General features: G+C 61.8%; 15 protein-coding genes and 1 riboswitch. Of the genes, 8 read left to right on the top strand and 7 right to left on the bottom strand.

Annotation, left to right across the window (positions count from 1 at the left end; translation table 11 throughout):
- The first annotated feature begins 67 nt into the window (after positions 1-67).
- Positions 68-1,216, top strand: coding sequence for a glycosyltransferase family 4 protein (locus QF039_RS31805; protein WP_008439138.1), 1,149 nt, complete (start codon positions 68-70; stop codon positions 1,214-1,216).
- Positions 1,213-2,097, top strand: coding sequence for a glycosyltransferase (locus QF039_RS31810; RefSeq protein ID WP_003209477.1), 885 nt, complete (start codon positions 1,213-1,215; stop codon positions 2,095-2,097). Before QF039_RS31805 ends, QF039_RS31810 begins: the two co-directional genes overlap by 4 nt.
- 66 nt (positions 2,098-2,163) lie before the next feature.
- Here the strand turns inward: QF039_RS31810 and QF039_RS31815 are convergent, their stop codons facing one another.
- Positions 2,164-4,041, bottom strand: coding sequence for an O-antigen ligase family protein (locus QF039_RS31815; RefSeq protein WP_177036436.1), 1,878 nt, complete (start codon positions 4,039-4,041; stop codon positions 2,164-2,166).
- Positions 4,042-4,200: 159 nt separating this feature from the next.
- On the opposite strand from QF039_RS31815, the gene msbA reads away from it, so the two are divergent.
- On the top strand, positions 4,201-6,006 hold the full coding sequence (gene msbA, locus QF039_RS31820) for a lipid A export permease/ATP-binding protein MsbA (protein ID WP_003209481.1): 1,806 nt from the start codon (positions 4,201-4,203) through the stop codon (positions 6,004-6,006).
- 154 nt (positions 6,007-6,160) lie between these two features.
- Positions 6,161-7,582: a bifunctional D-glycero-beta-D-manno-heptose-7-phosphate kinase/D-glycero-beta-D-manno-heptose 1-phosphate adenylyltransferase HldE gene (gene hldE / locus QF039_RS31825; protein WP_003209486.1), complete on the top strand. Its 1,422-nt coding sequence runs from the start codon at positions 6,161-6,163 to the stop codon at positions 7,580-7,582.
- Between the two features lie 149 nt (positions 7,583-7,731).
- On the opposite strand, the gene QF039_RS31830 is transcribed toward hldE, so the two are convergent.
- The 4 genes from QF039_RS31830 to QF039_RS31845 form a co-directional block, all read right to left on the bottom strand.
- Positions 7,732-8,700 carry a hypothetical protein gene (locus QF039_RS31830; protein ID WP_003209488.1) on the bottom strand — a complete coding sequence of 323 codons (969 nt, stop codon included), beginning with the start codon at positions 8,698-8,700 and terminating at the stop codon, positions 7,732-7,734.
- A gap of 41 nt (positions 8,701-8,741) precedes the next feature.
- Positions 8,742-9,554 carry an aldo/keto reductase gene (locus QF039_RS31835; RefSeq protein WP_003209490.1) on the bottom strand — a complete coding sequence of 271 codons (813 nt, stop codon included), beginning with the start codon at positions 9,552-9,554 and terminating at the stop codon, positions 8,742-8,744.
- Positions 9,551-10,726, bottom strand: a complete 1,176-nt coding sequence (locus QF039_RS31840) for an FAD-binding oxidoreductase (protein WP_307522496.1) — start codon at positions 10,724-10,726, stop codon at positions 9,551-9,553. Before QF039_RS31840 ends, QF039_RS31835 begins: the two co-directional genes overlap by 4 nt.
- A gap of 153 nt (positions 10,727-10,879) precedes the next feature.
- Positions 10,880-11,215 (bottom strand): multidrug efflux SMR transporter, encoded by a 336-nt coding sequence (locus QF039_RS31845; protein ID WP_003209492.1) that lies wholly within the window; start codon positions 11,213-11,215, stop codon positions 10,880-10,882.
- Between the two features lie 103 nt (positions 11,216-11,318).
- Here QF039_RS31845 and QF039_RS31850 point away from each other — a divergent pair, with 103 nt between their 5' ends.
- Both QF039_RS31850 and waaA read left to right on the top strand, forming a co-directional pair.
- The gene (locus QF039_RS31850; protein WP_008439125.1) at positions 11,319-12,209 is read left to right on the top strand and encodes a LysR family transcriptional regulator; all 891 of its coding nucleotides are present in this window, start codon (positions 11,319-11,321) and stop codon (positions 12,207-12,209) included.
- Between the two features lie 23 nt (positions 12,210-12,232).
- Positions 12,233-13,510, top strand: coding sequence for a lipid IV(A) 3-deoxy-D-manno-octulosonic acid transferase (waaA, locus tag QF039_RS31855; protein ID WP_307522500.1), 1,278 nt, complete (start codon positions 12,233-12,235; stop codon positions 13,508-13,510).
- Positions 13,511-13,628: 118 nt separating this feature from the next.
- Here waaA and QF039_RS31860 read toward each other — a convergent pair whose 3' ends face one another.
- Entirely contained in the window at positions 13,629-15,068 is a 1,440-nt protein-coding gene (locus QF039_RS31860; RefSeq protein WP_008439123.1) for a TolC family outer membrane protein, read from the bottom strand.
- A 196-nt stretch (positions 15,069-15,264) separates the two neighbouring features.
- Positions 15,265-15,370: riboswitch (TPP riboswitch) on the top strand.
- 145 nt (positions 15,371-15,515) lie between these two features.
- Between QF039_RS31860 and thiC the strand changes: the two genes are divergently transcribed.
- Both thiC and cytX read left to right on the top strand, forming a co-directional pair.
- A complete protein-coding gene (gene thiC / locus QF039_RS31865; protein ID WP_008439122.1) occupies positions 15,516-17,420 on the top strand; it encodes a phosphomethylpyrimidine synthase ThiC in 1,905 nt (634 codons plus the stop codon).
- Between the two features lie 166 nt (positions 17,421-17,586).
- On the top strand, positions 17,587-18,876 hold the full coding sequence (cytX, locus tag QF039_RS31870) for a putative hydroxymethylpyrimidine transporter CytX (protein WP_177008312.1): 1,290 nt from the start codon (positions 17,587-17,589) through the stop codon (positions 18,874-18,876).
- Here the strand turns inward: cytX and QF039_RS31875 are convergent.
- Positions 18,845-19,591, bottom strand: coding sequence for an RsiV family protein (locus QF039_RS31875; RefSeq protein ID WP_087692488.1), 747 nt, complete (start codon positions 19,589-19,591; stop codon positions 18,845-18,847). The two genes, cytX and QF039_RS31875, sit on opposite strands and share 32 nt — an antisense overlap.
- Positions 19,592-19,789 lie beyond the last annotated feature (198 nt).

Here is a 19,789-nt window from a genome sequence, read left to right on the forward strand (position 1 = left end):
CTTGCAGCGCCTGCCGCCCCTTTTCGCCGGGCTGCGCGCCCGCAGCCAGATTGCAGCATGGAGAGTTATGAAACCTCGTTTCAAGGTTTTGCAGTTACAGCCGGACTACAACGTCAAGACCCACGACTTCGCCGACCTCGGCGAGCAGATCGTCAAGGCCTTGCCGGCTGAACGTTTCGAGGTCACATCCGGGTTCCTCAGCGGCCGCCCGCTGCCCGGCCAGCCCCTGAGCGTGGCTGAGCACTCCCATTATTTCGAGTTGCCGGAAAAGTCCCTCAAGGGCATTCGTTTCGGCGCGATGTGGCAGATCTACAAATATTGCCGCGAGCAGAAATTCGACGTGGTCATCTGTAACCGCTTCAAGTCGGTGAACATGATGCTGTCGCTCAACCGCTGGTTGAAGATCCCCCTGTGCATCGGCATTTCCCACGGTTTTGGCGAGTACGCCCGGGGCTACCGCCGGCGCCAGACGCAGAAGTGGGTCAGCCCGGCGTGGCGATTCGTCGGGGTGTCGGCAGCGGTCAGGGATTACCTGGTGGACCTCAACTGCGGGTTCACCCGCGAAAACACCACCTTTGTCACCAATGCCATCGACATCCCCCAGGCCGAAGCCTTGCAGTTGCCACGGGATGAAGCGCGCAAGGCCCTGGGCCTGCCGCTGGATGCACGGATGATTGGCGCCCTGGGCCGCCTAGTGCCGATCAAGGGCCACACCCATTTGTTGCAAGCGTTCGCCACCCTCAAGGACAAATACCCTGAGGCCCAGGTGGGGATCATCGGCTCCGGCCGCGCCGAAGCAGACCTGCGCGCCGATATCGAGCGCCTGGGCCTGACCGGCCGTGCGCACCTGCTGGGCTTTCGCGAAGATGGCATGAAGTATGTGCGCGGTTTCGACATCTGGACCATGCCGTCGTTGTTCGAAGGCCTGGGCCTGGCGCTGCTGGAAGGCATGAGCGGCCATCTGCCGGTCATCGCCTCCAATGGCCCGGCGATGCTGCCGTTGGTGCAAGGTGCCGGCGGCCTCTCCCATGATCCGGGCAATGTCGAGCAGTTGGCGGCAGCACTGGACACTTACCTGGCGCTGAGCGACGAAGAGCTGCGTGCCAAGGGTGAGCAAGTGTTCCGCTACCTGGAAGAAAACCACACCCTGGACGAGTTCCGGCACAAGTATTTGAACCTGATCGAAACCGGTCTGCGTGAAGTAGGTAAAGCATGAGTCTGCAGCAACCCCTGGTCACTGTGATCATCGCCTCCTACAACCACGGGCCGTACATCGAGCAGAGCATTCTCAGTGTGCTCGGCCAGACCTACCCCAACATCGAGTTGCTGGTGGTAGACGATGGCTCCAGGGATGACAGCGTGGAGCGCATCCAGCGCTTGCAGGCCGAACACGGGTTTGATTTCCAGGTGCAGCAGAACCAGGGCCTGACCAATACCCTGAACGGTGCCATCGCTCGCGCCAAAGGCAGCCTGATCGCGCCATTCGGCTCCGATGACATCATGCTGCCCGAGCGCATCGCCACCCAGGTTGCCTACATGGAAGGCAAGCCGAAGGTGGGTATTTGCGCCGGCAATATCGAGTTGATTGATGGGGACGGCAAGCCATACCCGGAGAAGAAGCAGCGCCGCGACTTGCCGTTTCGCAGCCTGGATTTCGATGACCTGTTCCTCGATCGCAAGCCCTTTCCGCCGGCACCGACGCTGATGATCCGTCGGCAGGCGCTGGAAGAGGTCGGAGGGTTCGATCCGCTGATTCCGCTGGAAGACTTGCTGATCGAATTGAAGATCACCCACGCCGGGTACACCATCGACGTGTTGAGCGTGGTGATGGCGCGCTATCGCCAGCACGCGACCAATACCTACAAGAATCACCGCTACATGATCCAGAACATCCTCAAGACCTACGGGTTGTTCAGCGATCATCCCGCCTACGATCAGGTTCGCTACAACTTCCTGAACTCGATGTTCCTCAAGACCGCCGACCGTGACCGCCCACTGGCGCGGGAGATCCTCAAGCAGATTCCGTTGAAGTTCTGGGGTCGCAAGACCTTGCGTGGGTTGGTGCGGCTGTACCTGGCGCCGCAGCGCAGCTCATAGGGCTTCGGCCGGGCCATTGCGTTCACCGCAATGGCCCGGGGCCTGCAACCCCGGCGCTTCAAACCATCACTTGGCCGGGTTCGCTACCTGCGCAACCGGACGATTGAGCCTGGACACCTGGTCACGGATCTTCGCCGTGGCGCTTGGCGATGCTGCCGAAGCGTAGCCAGCGGCGAGTTGTTCAAAGTGGGTTTCGAACAACCAGTTGCGGTCCTGGGGATAACGCTGCATGTGCCGCAGGTTGCGCTGGCGCAGGGCGTTACGCAGCGGCGATGGGTAGATGCGCATGTCTGCCACGTCAATCAGGCCGAACTCGCCATCATCCATCAAAAGTACGTTGCCCAGGTGCAGGGAGCGGAAGTACACGCCGCGCTCGTGGAGCTGGGCCATGAACCGGCCGAAACGTTCGATCAGCGATTCCCGCAGGCTGCTGTCCAGGCTTTGCAGGGCCTGGCGCAGGGTCAGGCCGGGCAGCGGCTGATAACGTACGGCGCTGCTCGCATCCTTTAACTGATAGAGATTGAGGATGACCGGTGATGGAATCCCCAATGCACGCAGTTGCTCGCTGTTGCTGGCAAAGCGCTCCGAATAGGGATTGAAGCTGCCTGAGGTGTACCAGCGACGAGGGCGGAACAGCTTGAGGAAGCTGCCATCCTCCAGGCGCAGGACCTTGGGCCCCAGGCCATCGGCTTCGATCACGTGGGCGTTGGCGCACAGCTGTTCGAAGTCTTGCGATTTCAGGCGTTGAACCGGCATGCGCAGCAGGCTGCGGCGACGCTGGGCGATGCTCAGGCCGGCGATCAGTGCCAGCGGGATCCACAGCAGGAACCAGTGCTCTTTTGGTCGCGAGAGAATGCCGCCGCCTTCGGTCAGGCCGGCACCGATGCCATAGGCCAGCAGGGAGGAGGCCAGGATGAACAATGGCTGCGCACGTTCCTTGAGGCTTTTGTACAGGCCCCAGCCGAGCATGAATATCCACGGGATGAAGCCGATGATGCCGACGTAATAGAGCACGCCGAGGGCAAAGCTGTGGGGTTCGCGCAGTTGATTGCCGTCGGCGAGTGTCAGGTACAACTCTGAGTCGTAGCTGTGGCCGATCCAGGGGTGTTCGGCAATACGCTCAAGCGACATGCTCCAGAGTTCGAAGCGGGACGAGCTGCCACGATTGGTGATCAGTTCGGGATAGAGCAGCAGCAGCGCCGCGGCCGCCAGCGCCATACAGGCGATCAGCAGGGCCGAGCGCCGATTGCGAGTGATGAAACTCATCCAGAGCACGGCAAGGAGCAGGGCAACCAGCGGCGTTCTCGAGCCGGTGGCCATCACTGCAGCGCCCATGATTGCCAGTGCCGGAACGCTGAACCAGAGTACGTGCGCACGCTTGGTGGTCATGCATACGTACAGCCAGTAAATGCAGAAGAATCCGAATACGTGAGAGCTCAGCAGCGGATTATCAAGAGCGCCACGCCCGCCGATCATTCGCGAGCCATCCGAGAGGTGGGGAGCAAAAGCCACCAGGCTGCAGGCGCTCGATATCAGCGCAATCAGCGCGGCACAGAAGAAGATCGGCTTGAACAGTTCGCTGCGGTAATGCAGCAACAGTCCTAAGCCGACAAACAACGTGAAGGTATTCGGTGGCCGCTTGAACAGGTCGGAGTCTGTCGTGGCCTCAGGGCTCCAGAGCAGGCTGGTGAGCGCCCAGCCCGAGAAAACCAGGAAGGCAATCGCCAGGGGCTCGCGCAATACCTGCTTGAATTCCGTCGGGCGCAGGCACAGCAGCAACAGTGTCGGCGCTGCGAACAGCAGGTAGTAGAACCTGTGCAGCACGTTTCGATTGGTGACGAAGAACAGCGAACTCAGGAGCAACAACAAGCCGATGGGCAGAATCCACAAACAGAGGAAGTCGAAAACGCGATTTGAGCCATAGGTAAGGCGCTTGGAGTGCATACAGAAAAGCCGTTCCAGAATAAAGAAAGCCGACCATACTAAAGTAGTGGCTATATAATGTCGTCCGTTGGATCCAACGGGGCTGCGGTTGTGCCGCGTGCAAGTACAACAGAGAAGCTGTGCTAAAGTCAGCCTCCTTTTTCAAAACCGCCGCGTGATATGACCGACTCCAGTCCGAGCGCAAGCCCTTCGAGCTTGAAAATATACTTCCGCCTGCTCAGCTACGTTAAGCCCTATGCCGGCTTGTTCGCGTTGAGTATCGTCGGCTTTCTGATTTTCGCTTCGACCCAGCCGATGCTGGGCTACATCCTCAAGTACTTTGTCGATGGCCTGTCCAACCCTGAAGCGGTGTTGTTCCCCACGGTGCCTTTCCTGCGTGACCTGCAACTGCTGCAGGCCGTGCCGTTGCTGATCATCCTGATCGCCGCGTGGCAGGGCCTCGGTTCGTTCCTGGGCAACTACCTGCTGGCCAAGGTTTCCCTGGGCCTGGTCCACGACCTGCGGGTGCAGTTGTTCAACAACCTGCTGACCCTGCCGAACCGCTATTTCGACAATCACAACTCCGGGCACCTGATCTCCCGCATCACCTTCAACGTGACCATGGTCACCGGTGCTGCGACCGATGCCATCAAGGTGGTGATTCGCGAAGGCATGACGGTGATCTTCCTGTTCGCCTCGCTGCTGTTCATGAACTGGCGGCTGACCCTGGTGATGATCGCCATCCTGCCGTTGATTGCCGTGATGGTCAGCACCGCAAGCAAGAAATTCCGCAAGCAGAGCAAGAAGATCCAGGTTGCGATGGGTGACGTCACCCACGTTGCCTCGGAAACCATCCAGGGCTACCGCGTGGTGCGCAGCTTCGGCGGTGAGGTGTATGAGCAGAAGCGCTTCCTCAAGGCGAGCCTGAGCAACACCAACAAGCAACTGCGCATGACCCGCACCGGCGCGATCTATACGCCGGCGCTGCAACTGGTGATCTACAGCGCCATGGCAGTGTTGATGTTCCTGGTCCTGTACCTTCGCGGTGATGCGTCGGCGGGTGACATGGTGGCCTACATCACGTTGGCCGGCCTGTTGCCCAAGCCGATCCGCCAGCTGTCCGAAGTCAGCTCGACCATCCAGAAAGGCGTGGCCGGTGCCGAAAGTATTTTCGAGCAGTTGGACGAAGACGTGGAAATCGATCGCGGCACCATCGAGCGCGACAAGGTCAGCGGCCGCCTGGAAGTGCGCAACCTGAACTTCACCTACCCGGGCACCGAGCGCCATGTGCTCAAGGACATCACCTTTACCGCAGAGCCCGGGCAGATGGTTGCCCTGGTGGGGCGTTCGGGTAGCGGCAAGTCGACACTGGCCAGCCTGATCCCGCGTTTCTACCACCATGAGAGCGGTGAGATCCTGCTCGACGGCGTGGAAATCGAAGACTATCGCCTGCTCAACCTGCGTCGGCACATCGCCCAGGTGACCCAGCACGTGACCCTGTTCAGCGACACGGTGACCAACAACATCGCCTACGGTGACCTGGCCGGCGCACCGCGGGCCGATGTCGAGGCGGCAGCGGCCGATGCCTATGCCAAGGACTTCATCGACCAGTTGCCCAAGGGCTTCGACACCCAGGTCGGCGAAAACGGCGTGCTGCTGTCCGGCGGCCAGCGCCAGCGCCTGGCAATCGCCCGGGCCTTGCTCAAGAACGCGCCATTGCTGATCCTCGACGAGGCCACCTCGGCGCTGGACACCGAATCGGAGCGCCATATCCAGGCCGCCCTGGACAAGGTCATGCAAGGCCGCACGACCCTGGTGATCGCTCACCGCCTGTCGACCATCGAGAAAGCCGACCTGATCCTGGTGATGGACGATGGCCGGATAGTCGAGCGCGGTACCCACGGCGAATTGCTGGCGCAAAACGGTTACTACGCCCGGCTGCATGCCATGGGCCTGGACGCGCCTATCCCGGCCGACATCACCTGATCTGCAGGAGCCGGCTTGTCGGCGATGGCCACCGTGGTTGCACTGAAAAACCGCGGTGGCCGCATCGCCGGCAAGCCGGCTCCTACATTGCACAAGCCTTTGACAACCCTGTGGTAATATCGCGCCCCTGTTCATTTTGTATGTGGGTTGCTCCATGAAGTTGTCCATGCCGCGATTCGATCAAGCCCCTGTCTTGGTGGTCGGCGATGTCATGCTCGACCGTTACTGGCATGGCGGTACCTCACGGATTTCCCCTGAGGCACCGGTACCGGTAGTCAAGGTCGAGCAAATCGAAGACCGTCCAGGTGGCGCTGCCAACGTTGCCCTCAATATTGCCGCCCTCGGCGCCCCGGCATCCCTCGTGGGTGTGACCGGCGACGACGAGGCTGCCGACAGCCTGGCCAACAGCCTGAAGGGTGCGGGTGTGCGTGCGCTGTTCCAGCGTATTCCCCACCAGCCGACCATCGTCAAGCTGCGGGTCATGAGTCGGCACCAGCAATTGCTGCGTATCGATTTTGAAGAACCCTTCGCCACCGACGCCCTGGTGCTCAGCGCCCAGGTCGACGAGATGCTCGAAGGCATCAAGGTGCTGGTGCTGTCCGACTACGGGAAAGGCGCCTTGAAAAACCATCAGGTACTGATCCAGGCCGCCAAGGCCCGGGGCATTCCGGTGCTGGCAGATCCCAAGGGCAAGGACTTCTCGATTTATCGGGGCGCCAGCCTGATCACGCCGAACCTCAGCGAATTTGAAACCATCGTCGGCGGTTGCGTCGATGAGCACGAGCTGGTGACCAAGGGCGCCCAACTCATGGCCGACCTCGACCTGGGTGCCTTGCTGGTGACCCGTGGCGAACACGGCATGACCTTGCTGCGTCCTGATCACCCGGCCATGCACCTGCCGGCGCGGGCCCGTGAAGTGTTCGACGTGACCGGTGCCGGTGACACCGTGATTTCCACCCTGGCCGCGGCAATTGCGGCGGGCGAGGAATTGCCCCATGCGGTGGCCCTGGCCAACCTGGCTGCAGGTATCGTGGTCGGCAAGCTCGGTACGGCGGCCATCAGTGCACCTGAGCTGCGCCGCGCCATCCAGCGATCCGAAGGCTCGGAGCGCGGTGTGTTGAGCCTTGAGCAACTGTTGCTGGCGATTGACGATGCCCGTGCCCATAACGAGAGCATTGTCTTCACCAACGGTTGCTTCGACATCCTCCACGCCGGTCACGTGACCTACCTGGAGCAGGCGCGGGCCCAGGGCGATCGCTTGATCGTGGCAGTCAACGATGATGCGTCGGTCAGCCGCCTCAAGGGGCCAGGCCGGCCGATCAACAGTGTCGACCGTCGCATGGCGGTGCTGGCAGGTTTGGGGGCGGTGGACTGGGTGATCAGCTTTGCCGAGGCGACCCCGGAAAACCTGCTGGCCCAGGTCAAGCCGGACGTGCTGGTCAAGGGCGGTGATTATTCCGTCGACCAGGTGGTGGGTGCCGATATCGTCAGTGCCTACGGTGGCAAGGTCAAAGTGCTGGGGTTGGTGGAAAACAGCTCGACCACGGCGATTGTCGAGAAGATCCGCAATAACTGATGGTGGGAGCGGGCTCGTGTGGGAGCGGGCTTGCTCGCGAAAGCGGTGGGTCAGCTGGCTGATGCAGTGACTGATACACCGCATTCGCGAGCAAGCCCGCTCCCACACAAGCCCGCTCCCACATTCGACCGCCGCGACCTGATGTCCGGTTACGGGTTGGCTTTTTTCTTCGGCACGATCTTGCGCAAGATCTGCCGCGCCTTACCCGTCAAGCGCTTCAATTTCGATTCTTTCTCCGGCGCACTCAGCCCTTGCTGGCGCAGCCAGTCCTTCCAGCGGATCCGCTCATCCCGCACGATCCAGCCTTCCTGCTGGGCAAAGCTTTCAGCCAGATACAACCCTCGCGTACTCGCCGGATACAGCTGATCCTTCTTCAAGGTATACAGCTCCGCACACGGCTGCCCGTCCTTCAGCGGCATCAGGTACAGGTCCGGGCGCTGGCGGTCCAGGCGGGCCACCAATTGGTCGCCCTCCAGGCGCTCGTCCACATGAAACAGGCTCAGGGACTTCGCCTCCTTGGGCACTTCCAGGCGCAAGTCATAAATCAACTGCAGCGAAGCCGTGGGCAGGTGCACGTAGGCGCGTGGCCGTTCAATCAATTGCATGGTGGCGCAGCGCACCGGGCGCGCGGCCCCGGACAGCGGTGAGAGACGGAACGGCAACGCTTCGCGGTAGTGCAGGGCCGACGAGTAGGGCGCCGGCAGCCAGGTGTCATTGAAACGACCGCCCAGCCAGCCTTCCGGGGTTTCCAGCAGGCATTCCTCGGCGATTTCCTGGATGGCGGTGTGCAGTGGCAGGTTCAGTTCGTGGGCCGGCACATAGCCGGAGATCAGCTTGAGCACGACGTCGCCACGGTCTTGTCGGCGCTGGCGCACCAGCACCCAGTAATCGCGGTTCTGCCAGTGCAGCGTCAGGCGCACCGAGACCCCAAGGTTGGCCAGCTCCAGCACGAAACGCTCGGTGTCTTTCACCTCCACCGGCTTGCGCCGTTGCAGGGTCTGGGCGAAGTTGAGCGGCATGCCGACGCTCTGGTAGCTCAAGCCTTCGGGGGTTGCTTCGACGTGCAGCGGCAGTGTCTTGAAGTTGCTGGGGTTCTTTCTTATGAGCGTTCGCGGCATGTCGGCTCCTTCTTGCGTCGGGGTCGGCCGCGTCGGCGGCATCAGAGTTGGCGAATGACCTTGGCAGCGGTCGCCACGTTGTGGGCGAGGTGCAGCGGATTAATGGTCCCGACAATAGCACTGGCAACGCCAGTTTGCGCAAACAACAGCATGAAACTGGCGTGAATTGGATCCACTCCGGATTCCAGGCAGACATGGCCACTGGCTAGTGCCTTTTTCACCAGGATGCCCTTGCCGTGTGCGGCGGCATAATCAATGACGGCTTTCTCGGCCTGTTCGTTCAAATTGTAGGTGACCATGGCGCAATCACCTTGTTCCAGAGCCTTTACACCGCCCTCGACGGTTTTGCCGGAGAAGCCGAAACCACGGATCTTGCCCTCGCGCTTGAGGTCTTCCAGGGTCTGGTAAACCTCGCAATCATTGAGGATATGCAGGTCGTTGCCGTCGGAGTGCACCAGCACCAGGTCGATAAAATCCGTTTCCAGTCGTTTCAGGCTGCGCTCCACCGAAAGTCGGGTGTGGGCTGCGCTGAAGTCGTGATGGGATACGCCTTCGGCAAACTCTTCGCCCACCTTGCTGACAATTACCCACTCCTGGCGCTGGCCGCGCAACAGCGGGCCCAAGCGTTCTTCGCTGCGGCCATAGGCGGGCGCAGTGTCGATCAGGTTGATGCCCAATTGCCGGGCCTGGCGTAACAGCATCCGCGCCGCATCGTCATCGGGAATCTGGAAGCCACTGGGGTATTTCACCCCTTGGTCGCGGCCCAGCTTGACGGTGCCCAGGCCCAGCGGCGAGACCAGCAGGCCGGTGCTGCCCAGCGGGCGGTGGAGGTCGTGCAGAGTCGGCAGGGTCATGGCAGCAGTTGCTCCCAGGCGGGTTGGGCGATGGCGGGTTTCGGCAGCTCGGGCAGTTTTTCGGTAGTTCCGGGCTTGATGCCGTCACGTTCCAGTGCGTTGATCACCCGATCAGCGAAATCCGGTGCCAATGCCAGCTTGGTCGGCCAGCCCACCAACAGGCGATCCTGTTCGGCGAGGAACGCGTTGTCCGGGCGGGTCAGGCCTGACTGCAATGGTTCGGCGCGGTCGACGCGCAAGGTGGCCCATTGGGTCTGGCTCATGTCGATCCAGGGCAGCAACTGCCCCAGCTCTTTTTGGGCGGTGGCGATCTGTTGCTCCGGGGTACGGGCCACACCTTCGGCTTCGGCGATATCGCCGCCCAGGTACCACACCCAATTGCCGTCGGCGGCGGGATGCGTGGTCACGGTGATGCGCGGTTTGGTGCCGCCCCCCAGGCAGTGGGCGTACAGCGGCTTCAGGCCGGGGCCCTTGGCGATGATCATGTGCAGCGGTCGGCGTTGCATGGCGGGCTGGCTCAGGCCCAGGGCGCCGAGCAGGTCAGCGGTGCCGCCGCCGGCGCTGACGACGATACGCTGGGCGCGGATCTCACGGCCATCGACCTTCAGGCCGACCAGTGTGCCTTGTTCCAGCAAGGGTTCGATCTGTTTACCCGCGAGCAAACCGTCGCCGGCCAGTTGGGCCAGGCGTTCGATAAGGCTTGGGACGTCGATCACCAGTTCGGCCAGGCGATAGACCTTGCCCTTGAAGCGGCGATCTTGCAGGGCCGGTGGCAGGTCATCGCCCTTCACTTGATCCACGCGGCCACGCACGGCCTTGCTCGCGAAGAAACTGGTGAGGTTGCCGGCGATGGTGCCCGGCGACCACAAATAGTGGGCTTCGGACAGCAGGCGCACACTGGAGAGATCCAGTTCACCGTTGCCCGCCAGGGCTTCGCGCCAGCGGCGGGGCATGTCGGCGATGGCTTCGGAGGCACCGGTCAGGGCGCCGTGCAGTGCGTATTTGGCGCCGCCGTGGATGATCCCCTGGGACTTCACGCTTTGCCCGCCACCGAGGGTGGCGCTTTCCACCAATACCGTGGAAAAGCCCTGGCGGCGCAGGCGCGCATTGAGCCAGAGGCCGGCAACCCCGGCGCCGACAATCAGAACGTCGGTGGAAATAACGGATGGCATGCAGCGACCTCAGTGTTCAAGACAGGCTGCGCAGTATACAGGCTCATGAAGTGAATCTTCGCCCCAACGCTCCCGGATGACAGACGCACCGCAGGAGCTGTCGAGTGGAACGAGGCTGCGAGTTTCGGCCTCAATTGAATCTCACGTGAACGCTCAGTGCCCGGCCGTTTTCGAGAACAACTGAATCACCACCACGCCCAGCACAATCAGGCCCATGCCCAGCATCGCCGGGATATCCAGTTTCTGCCCGTAGATAAACAGCGCGGCGATGCTGACCATCACGATGCCCATCCCGGCCCACACTGCATACGCGACACCCACCGGCACGGTGCGCACCACCAGCGTGAGCATCCAGAAGGCCACGCCGTAGCCGACGATCACCAGCAACAACGGGATTGGCGTGCTGAAACCCTTGATCGCTTTCATGGAAACGGTGGCGATCACTTCCGAGCAGATGGCAATGGCCAGGTAATAGTAGGCGGCGTTCATGGGGTAAATCCTCGGTACAGGGTCGCTTGATAAGGTTGGCATTTTAGAGACTTGTCAGATGCGGTAAAGTCATTACCTATCCGAATTGAAGATGGGTTGAGCCATGAGCGTGCAGTGGAGTCTTGAGCAAATGCGCCTGTTTGTCAGCGTCGCCGAGCAGCGTTCATTTTCGGCGGTGGCGCGGGACCAGCGTCGGGCGCAATCGGCAGTCAGCAATGGGATTGCCCTGTTGGAGGCGGACCTGGGCGTATCCCTGTTTGATCGCAGCAGCGGCCGCCAGCCCCGTTTGACCGAGGCGGGCACGGCACTGCTCGAGGAGGCGCGGGAAGTCTTGCGCCAGTGCGAGCGCCTGAATGGCCGTGCCTTGTCATTGATGCGCGGTGAAGAGGCGCGCCTGCGCCTGGCCCAGGATGAAGCCATGCTCTATCAGCCGGTGCTCGATAGCCTCGAAGCGCTGGCGGGAAAATTTCCCAGCCTGGAAGTGCAGTTGTCCAGCGCCGCCCAAGGCGATGTCGCGCGCAAGCTGGTGGAGCGCAAGGCGGATCTGGGCCTGCTGTTCTATCACGATCAGATTCCCGAAGCGTTGGAGCGCCGCGTGCTGGGCAGTGTGGAGATGGTGACCGTGTGCGGTATCGGGCATCCCATGGCCAAGGAACAGTTCGTGGATTGCCAGCGCCTGGCGCAGTTTCGCCAATTGCTGATGGCGACCCAGACCAGCGTGTATCCCGGCAGCGAGGCCGCCAGCCCGCAAGTGTGGCGGGCTGACAGTTTCTACGTGCTGGCCGAGTGGCTCGCGCGCGGCCTGGGTTGGGCCTGGTTGCCGCGGCATGTGGTGCAGTATCCGGCCTATCAGAACCAGATGGTCGAACTGAACAGCGAATGGACCCCGCCGGCGCTGGTGGTGGAGCTGGTCTGGCGTCGCGACGAGCCCCTCGGCCCGGCCGCGCGTTTCCTCGCCGAACGTTTTGCCGAGTGCTTGCAGGCGATCGACTGAAAAAGCCGATAAACTCCGCCGCCATGAATAGAACTCTCTACAGCTGTCTGTTTTACCTGGCGCTGCCGTTGGTGGCTTTACGTCTGTGGCTGCGAGCCCGCAAAGCGCCTGCTTACGCGAAGCGCGTGGGAGAACGCTTCTCCTGGGGCTTGCCGGTGATGCAACCCGGCGGGATCTGGGTGCATGCGGTGTCGGTGGGCGAAAGCATCGCCGCTGCGCCGATGATTCGCGGGCTGCTGGAACGTTATCCACAGCTGCCGATCACCGTCACCTGCATGACGCCCACCGGTTCCGAGCGCATCCAGGCGTTGTTCGCCAACGAGCCGCGCATCCAGCACTGCTACCTGCCGTACGATTTGCCCTGTGCGGCCAAGCGTTTTCTCGATCGCGTGCAGCCGAAACTGGCGGTGATCATGGAGACCGAACTGTGGCCCAACCATATTCACCAGTGCGCCAAACGCGGGATTCCCGTGGCATTGGCCAACGCGCGGCTGTCGGCTCGCTCGGCCAAGGGCTACGGGCGTTTCGCCAGGCTGACCGCGCCGATGCTGGCGGAAATGAGTCTGTTCGCGGTCCAGACCGAAACCGAGGCCGAGCGTTTTCGCAGCCTGGGTGCACGGCCCGAGACTGTCGAAGTCACCGGCTCGATCAAGTTCGACCTGACCATCGACCCGCAACTGCTGGCGCGCGCCGCCGCGTTGCGTGAACAGTGGCACGCCAGTGAACGCCCGGTGTGGATCGCCGCCAGCACCCACGAAGGCGAAGACGTAGTGGTGCTCGCTGCCCATCGCCAGTTGCTTGCCAGTTATCCCAATGCGTTGCTGATCCTGGTGCCGCGCCATCAGGAGCGCTTCAACCCGATGTTCGAGCTGTGCCAGCAACAGGGTTTCGCCACGGTGCGTCGCTCCAGCGGCGAGGCGGTGACGGCGCAAACCTCGGTGTTGCTGGGCGACACCATGGGCGAGTTGCTGTTTCTGTATGCCCTGGCCGACAGCGCTTTTGTCGGCGGTAGCCTGGTTGCCACGGGCGGGCATAACCCGTTGGAGCCGGCGGCCTTGGCCAAGCCGGTGATCTGCGGGCCCCACGTGTTCAACTTCCTGGAAATCAGCGCAATGATGCGCGACGCCGGCGCGTTGCAGGAAGTGGACGATGCCGAGGGTTTGGCGGTGGCGGTGCAGCGTTTGTTCGAGCTGCCGCAGGACGCGCAGAAGATGGGGCAGGCGGGGCTGGCGGTGATGCGCGCCAATCAGGGGGCGTTGAAGCGTTTGCTGGACGGGTTGGGCAGACTGCTTAACGTCTAACAACACAAATCAAATGTGGGAGCTGGCTTGCCGGCGATACAGGCACCTCGGTACATCAATCAGACCGAGGTGATGCAATCGCAGGCAAGCCAGCTCCCACATGGGTTATGTGTTGTCTTTAATAACCCGGGTTAGCCTTCAGCTGCGCCGCGGCGGCCTTGGCCAGGTCCGGCGGCAGGAAGTCCTTGTCCGGGTTGTAGTCGGCCTTCAGGTACCGCGCCAGATCCTGCAAATCCCCCGGGTTCAACGTGCCCGCCGCCTGCTTCAAGCGCAGGTTGTCGAGGATGTAGTCGTAGCGGCTGTTGTTGTAGTTGCGCACCGAGGTGTACAGCTGGCGCTGGGCGTCCAGCACATCGACGATATTGCGCGTGCCCACCTGGTAACCGATTTCCGTGGCTTCCACCGCGCTCTGGTTGGAGATGATCGACTGGCGGCGCGCCTGCACCTGCTCCACATCGGTGTTCACCGCGCGGTGCAGGTTGCGGGTGTTTTCCACCACCTGGCGACGCAGGCCTTCGCGTTGCTGCTCGGTCTGGCCCAGGCGGGAATAGGATTCGCGCACTTGCGAGCTGGTCAGGCCGCCGCTGTACAGCGGGATGCTCAACTGCAAGCCTACGGTGCGTTGCGACACGTCACCGTGATACGGCTGGCCAAAGGCGCTCGGGTTGCTGAAGCCCAGGGCGTCGTTGTCACCTTTTTCATATTGCGCCACGGCATCCAGCGTCGGCGCGTGGCCGGCCTTGCGTTGCTTGAGGGTTTCTTCGGCGGCGGTGACGGCATAGTTGCTGGCCAGCAGGTTCAGGTTCTGGCGGCCGGCGGTTTCGACCCAGGCCTTGGCGTCGTTCGGCGACGGCGGCAGCACCGGCAGCGTGTGGACGATGCCCTGGATCGAGTTGTACTGGCGGTTGGTCAGGGTGATCAGCGCTTCGAAGGCGTCGTCCACCTGGCGCTGGGCCAGGATGCGATTGGCCCGTGCGGTGTCGTAGCTGGCCTGGGATTGCAGCACGTCGGTCTTGTCCGACAGGCCGACGTCAAAGCGTTCGTTGGACTGGTCCAGCTGGCGCTTGAACGCGGCTTCTTCGGCCTTGGTGGACGCCAGGTTGTCCTGGGCTCGCAGCACGGCGAAGTAGTTTTCGGCGCTTTGCAGGATCAGGTTCTGTTCGGTGGCCGAGAGTTGCAGCGCGGCCTGCTCGTTGACGGCTTCAGCGGCTTGCAGCTGGAACCAGCGATCAGCGCGGAACAGCGGCTGGCTCAAGGTCGCGCGCCAGGAATGGGCGTCGCGGTTGACCGTGGCGGCGGGCTGGTCAAGCTGGGTGCGCACATTGTTGATGTCGGCACCGGCCGACAGGTTCGGCAGCAACCCGGCGCGGGCCTGGGGCACCACTTCTTTCTGCGCGCCGTATTGGGCGCGGGCGGCGGCCAGGTCGGCGTTGTTGTCCACCGCTTCCTGGTAGACGCTGACCAGGTCGGTTTTGGTCGTCAGGGGCGCTTCAGCTGCCCAGACCAGTCCGTTGGTCGCACAAGACACGGCAAGAGCCAGTGAAAGTTTGCGCAGCATGAGGCGATCCCTAGAATAAATATTACAGCGATAATTTGGAGCCCAAGGCTAAGGCGGCCCATTCCTGGCGTCAAGACCTCAGGCAGTCACCGAGTGTAGTGGCGCTATCACGGCACAACAATCCTGTAATTACGCCATTCATCACGATGAATGCACCGCCGTTGGCAATTTGCCTGCTCCATGGTCTAGACTGGCCGCGTTCTTGTCGGGGTGCCTTGTTGGAAGGCTGAGATCGGTAAATACCGGATCCCGTTGAACCTGATCAGGTTAGCGCCTGCGTAGGGAACAAGATTTCTCGTCACCCGGCGAGTCCTCTTGTGCTTCGTCCGGGATGTTGTTCGACAATCGAACAGCCCGTGCGCCAAGCACAGCACTGTCACAGTGCGTCCATCCGTCACAGGTTCACTCCGACAAAAATCCACCGCCTGGATAGTTGGAGAGCCCGTGATGAGCATCGAATTAAAAAGCCAAAAATCAAAAAACACCGTGCACTTGAGTGAATCGGCCAAGGTCGACTCCGGTTCCGTGCAGCCGTTTACCCGCTCGCAAAAAATCTACGTCCAGGGCACCCGTCCGGATATCCGCGTGCCGATGCGCGAAGTCAGTCTCGACGTGACCCCCACCGACTTCGGCGGCGAAATCAATGCGCCCGTAGTGGTCTACGACACCTCAGGCCCCTACACCGACCCGAACGTGATCATCGACGTGCGCAAAGGCCTGGGCGATGTGCGCTCGCCGTGGATCGAATCCCGTGGTGACACTGAGCGCCTGTCGGGCTTGAGCTCGCACTTCGGCCAACAGCGCCTGAGCGATGCCGAGCTGACCGCGCTGCGTTTTGCCCACGTGAAAAACCCGCGCCGTGCCAAGGCCGGGGCCAACGTCACCCAGATGCACTACGCCCGCAAAGGCATCATCACCGCCGAGATGGAATACGTCGCCATCCGCGAAAACATGAAGCTGGAAGAGGCCCGCGCCGCCGGTCTGCTGGACCAGCAACACGCCGGCCACAGCTTCGGCGCCAGCGTGCCGAAAATCATCACCCCGGAATTTGTGCGCGAAGAAATCGCCCGTGGCCGCGCGATCATCCCGGCCAACATCAACCACACCGAACTGGAACCGATGATCATCGGCCGTAACTTCCTGGTGAAGATCAACGGCAACATCGGCAACAGCGCCCTGGGTTCGTCCATCGAAGAAGAAGTGGCGAAACTGACCTGGGGCATTCGCTGGGGTTCGGACACGGTGATGGACCTGTCCACCGGCAAGCACATCCATGAAACCCGCGAGTGGATCATCCGCAACTCGCCGGTGCCGATCGGTACCGTGCCGATCTACCAGGCCCTGGAAAAAGTCGGCGGCGCCGCTGAAGACCTGACCTGGGAGCTGTTCCGCGACACCCTGATCGAACAGGCCGAGCAGGGCGTCGACTACTTCACCATCCACGCCGGCGTATTGCTGCGCTATGTACCGCTGACCGCCAAGCGCGTCACCGGCATCGTGTCCCGTGGTGGTTCGATCATGGCCAAGTGGTGCCTGGCGCACCACAAAGAGAACTTCACCTACACCCATTTCGACGAAATCTGCGAAATCATGAAGGCCTACGACGTCAGCTTCTCCCTGGGAGACGGCCTGCGCCCGGGCTCGATTGCCGACGCCAACGACGCCGCACAATTCGGCGAGCTGGAAACCCTCGGCGAGTTGACCAAGATTGCCTGGAAGCACGACGTGCAAACCATGATCGAAGGCCCCGGCCACGTGCCGATGCAGTTGATCAAGGAGAACATGGACAAGCAGCTGGAGTGCTGCGACGAAGCGCCGTTCTACACCCTCGGTCCGCTGACCACCGACATCGCCCCGGGTTATGACCACATCACTTCGGGCATCGGGGCGGCGATGATCGGCTGGTTCGGTTGCGCGATGCTCTGCTACGTCACGCCGAAGGAGCATTTGGGCCTGCCGAACAAGGACGATGTGAAGACCGGGATCATCACCTACAAGATCGCGGCCCATGCGGCGGACTTGGCCAAGGGGCATCCGGGGGCGCAGATTCGTGACAACGCGTTGAGTAAGGCGCGCTTTGAATTCCGCTGGGAAGACCAGTTCAACCTGGGCCTGGACCCGGACACGGCGCGTTCGTACCACGACGAAACCTTGCCGAAGGACTCGGCCAAGGTCGCGCATTTCTGCTCGATGTGCGGGCCGAAATTCTGCTCGATGAAGATCACCCAGGAAGTGCGTGAGTACGCGGCCAACCAGCGCATTGAAGCGGTGGATGTGGACGTGGCCAAGGGACTGGCAGAGCAGGCGGAGCGGTTCAAGCAGGAAGGTAGCCAGCTGTACAAAAAGGTCTGATCTAAAGGCGGCGGTGCTTGCACTGCCGCCATCGCGGGCAAGCCCGGCTCCCACAGTTGATCGAGTTGTTCATAAGTTTTGTATTCACAGCAGGTCCCCTGTGGGAGCCGGGCTTGCCCGCGATAGCGATCTCCCAAACAACAAATGTCCCTCTGAGATAACACCCTTGAGCATTCAACCCAGCACCTATTCCCCAGACATCGCAGTCCCCTTGGACAAACGCGTCTTCGGCGCCCGCGATCTCTTTTCACTGTGGTTCTCCCTGGGCATCGGCCTGATGGTCCTGCAAACCGGTGCACTGTTGGCGCCGGGCCTGGGCCTCTCCGGTTCCTTACTGGCAATTTTCCTCGGCACTTTGGTCGGCGTGCTGTTGCTGGCCGCCGTCGGCGTGATCGGCAGCGATACCGGCCTGTCATCCATGGCCGCCCTGAAACTCAGCCTCGGCACCAAGGGCGCAAGCCTGCCGGCGCTGCTGAACCTGCTGCAGCTGATCGGCTGGGGCTCATTCGAAATCATCGTGATGCGCGACGCCGCCAGCCTGTTGGGCGCCCGCGCGTTCAGCGAAGGCAGCCTGCTGACCAGCCCATTGTTCTGGACCCTGGTATTCGGCGCCCTCGCGACCTTGCTTGCCGTCAGCGGTCCGCTGACCTTCGTGCGGCAGATCCTGCGCAAGTGGGGCATCTGGCTGCTGCTGGCCGCCTGCCTGTGGCTGACCTGGAACCTGTTTGCCAAGGCCGACCTGGCCACTCTCTGGGCCCAGGCTGGTGACGGTTCGATGCCGTTTGCCGTTGGCTTCGATATCGCGATTGCCATGCCGCTGTCCTGGCTGCCACTGATTGCCGACTACTCACGTTTCGGCAAACGCGCGAAAAACGTGTTCGGCGGCACGGCACTGGGTTTCTTCATCGGTAACTTCTGGCTGATGAGCCTTGGCGTGGCCTACACCCTGGCGTTTGCGCCGAGCGGTGAAGTGAATGCGTTGCTGCTGGCATTGGCCGGAGCCGGCCTGGGGATTCCTCTGCTGCTGATCCTGTTGGATGAATCAGAAAACGCGTTCGCCGATATTCACTCGGCGGCGGTGTCCAGCGGGATTCTGTTGCGCTTGAAAGTCGAGCACCTGGCATTGGCCATTGGCGTTATCTGCACGCTGATCGCCTGCTTTGCACCGTTGGCGCAGTACCAGAACTTCCTGCTGCTGATCGGCTCGGTGTTCGCGCCGCTGTTCGGCGTGGTGCTGGTGGATCACTTCATCCTGCGCCGTCGTGGCCATGGTGTTGCCGCCAACCTGCGCTGGCCGGCACTGCTGGCGTGGCTTGGAGGGATCAGCACCTATCACTTGTTGGCGAATCTGTACCCGGATGTCGGCGCGACCCTGCCGGCGCTGGTGCTGGCAGGGCTGTTGCACTTTATCCTGGGCCGGGCCTTCAGTGGCGTGCGGGCACCAGCTCAGGCTTGATCACGCCGGTGAGGCGCGCATAGGGGATGGTCATTTCGATCAGCCCCAATGCGTACGGCGCGATGGTGGTCACGTTGTACTTGAGCACCACGCCATTGCTGGTCAGCGCCACATTCGGGGTTTTCTGGAACGGCCAGTTCTTCACGAACTCCGGGTCACGGTCCATCTGCGAGTTGATCAGCCAGTTGTTGTGGGCGACTTTCGCGGTCTTCCAGAATGCATCTTCCTGGCCCGGCAACAGCATGTCGGTCAGGCTCAGCTCTTTGTGCAGCAGGCGTGAATAGTTGATGAAGCCGCGGCCCGGCTCGCCGTGGGCGGTGCCGGTGTCCAGGTAGCTGGACACTTCGATGATCACCAGTCCGTCATGCTGCTCACGTACCTTGGCCTGCAAGTACATGCTGTTGCGGTCCGGGGACTCACGCAAGAACTTGTCGCGGTAGGCGTTCAGGGTGGCGGGCATGGCCTGGCCAGGTGAAGTGCGGGCCATCTGCAGCAGGCGCTGTTCGATGATCTGGTCCAGTTGCGGCTCGGACGGGAAGTGCACGGTATCGATATTTACCAGCGGGCAATCCGGACTGCTGCAGCCGGGTTTGATCTGCTCGGAGGCGTCGGCGGTGGTGTCCAGCGGCTTCAGGTAGGCCGGTTGGAACAGGCTCTGGCAAGCACCCAGGGTCAAGGCGATACAGGCCACGGAGGCGATTTTTAAAAGCGACATGTGTGTCCTTCATAAATCGAGGAAAGGTGAAAATGTGGAGCTTCGACTCCCGACAAGGCAGTCAGTTCGCCACTAAGCTGATTAGAGTGAGTTTGACGCCCGCCGTCTATCCCGGCAACCGGAAAGGGGCTGCATCAAGGGGCACGAGCGCGTTAGGATGGCGCGATGTCGAGGCCGCCTCGATACCGCAAGGCAATA

It is taken from the genome of Pseudomonas sp. W2I6, assembly GCF_030815935.1.
Lineage (GTDB): Bacteria > Pseudomonadota > Gammaproteobacteria > Pseudomonadales > Pseudomonadaceae > Aquipseudomonas.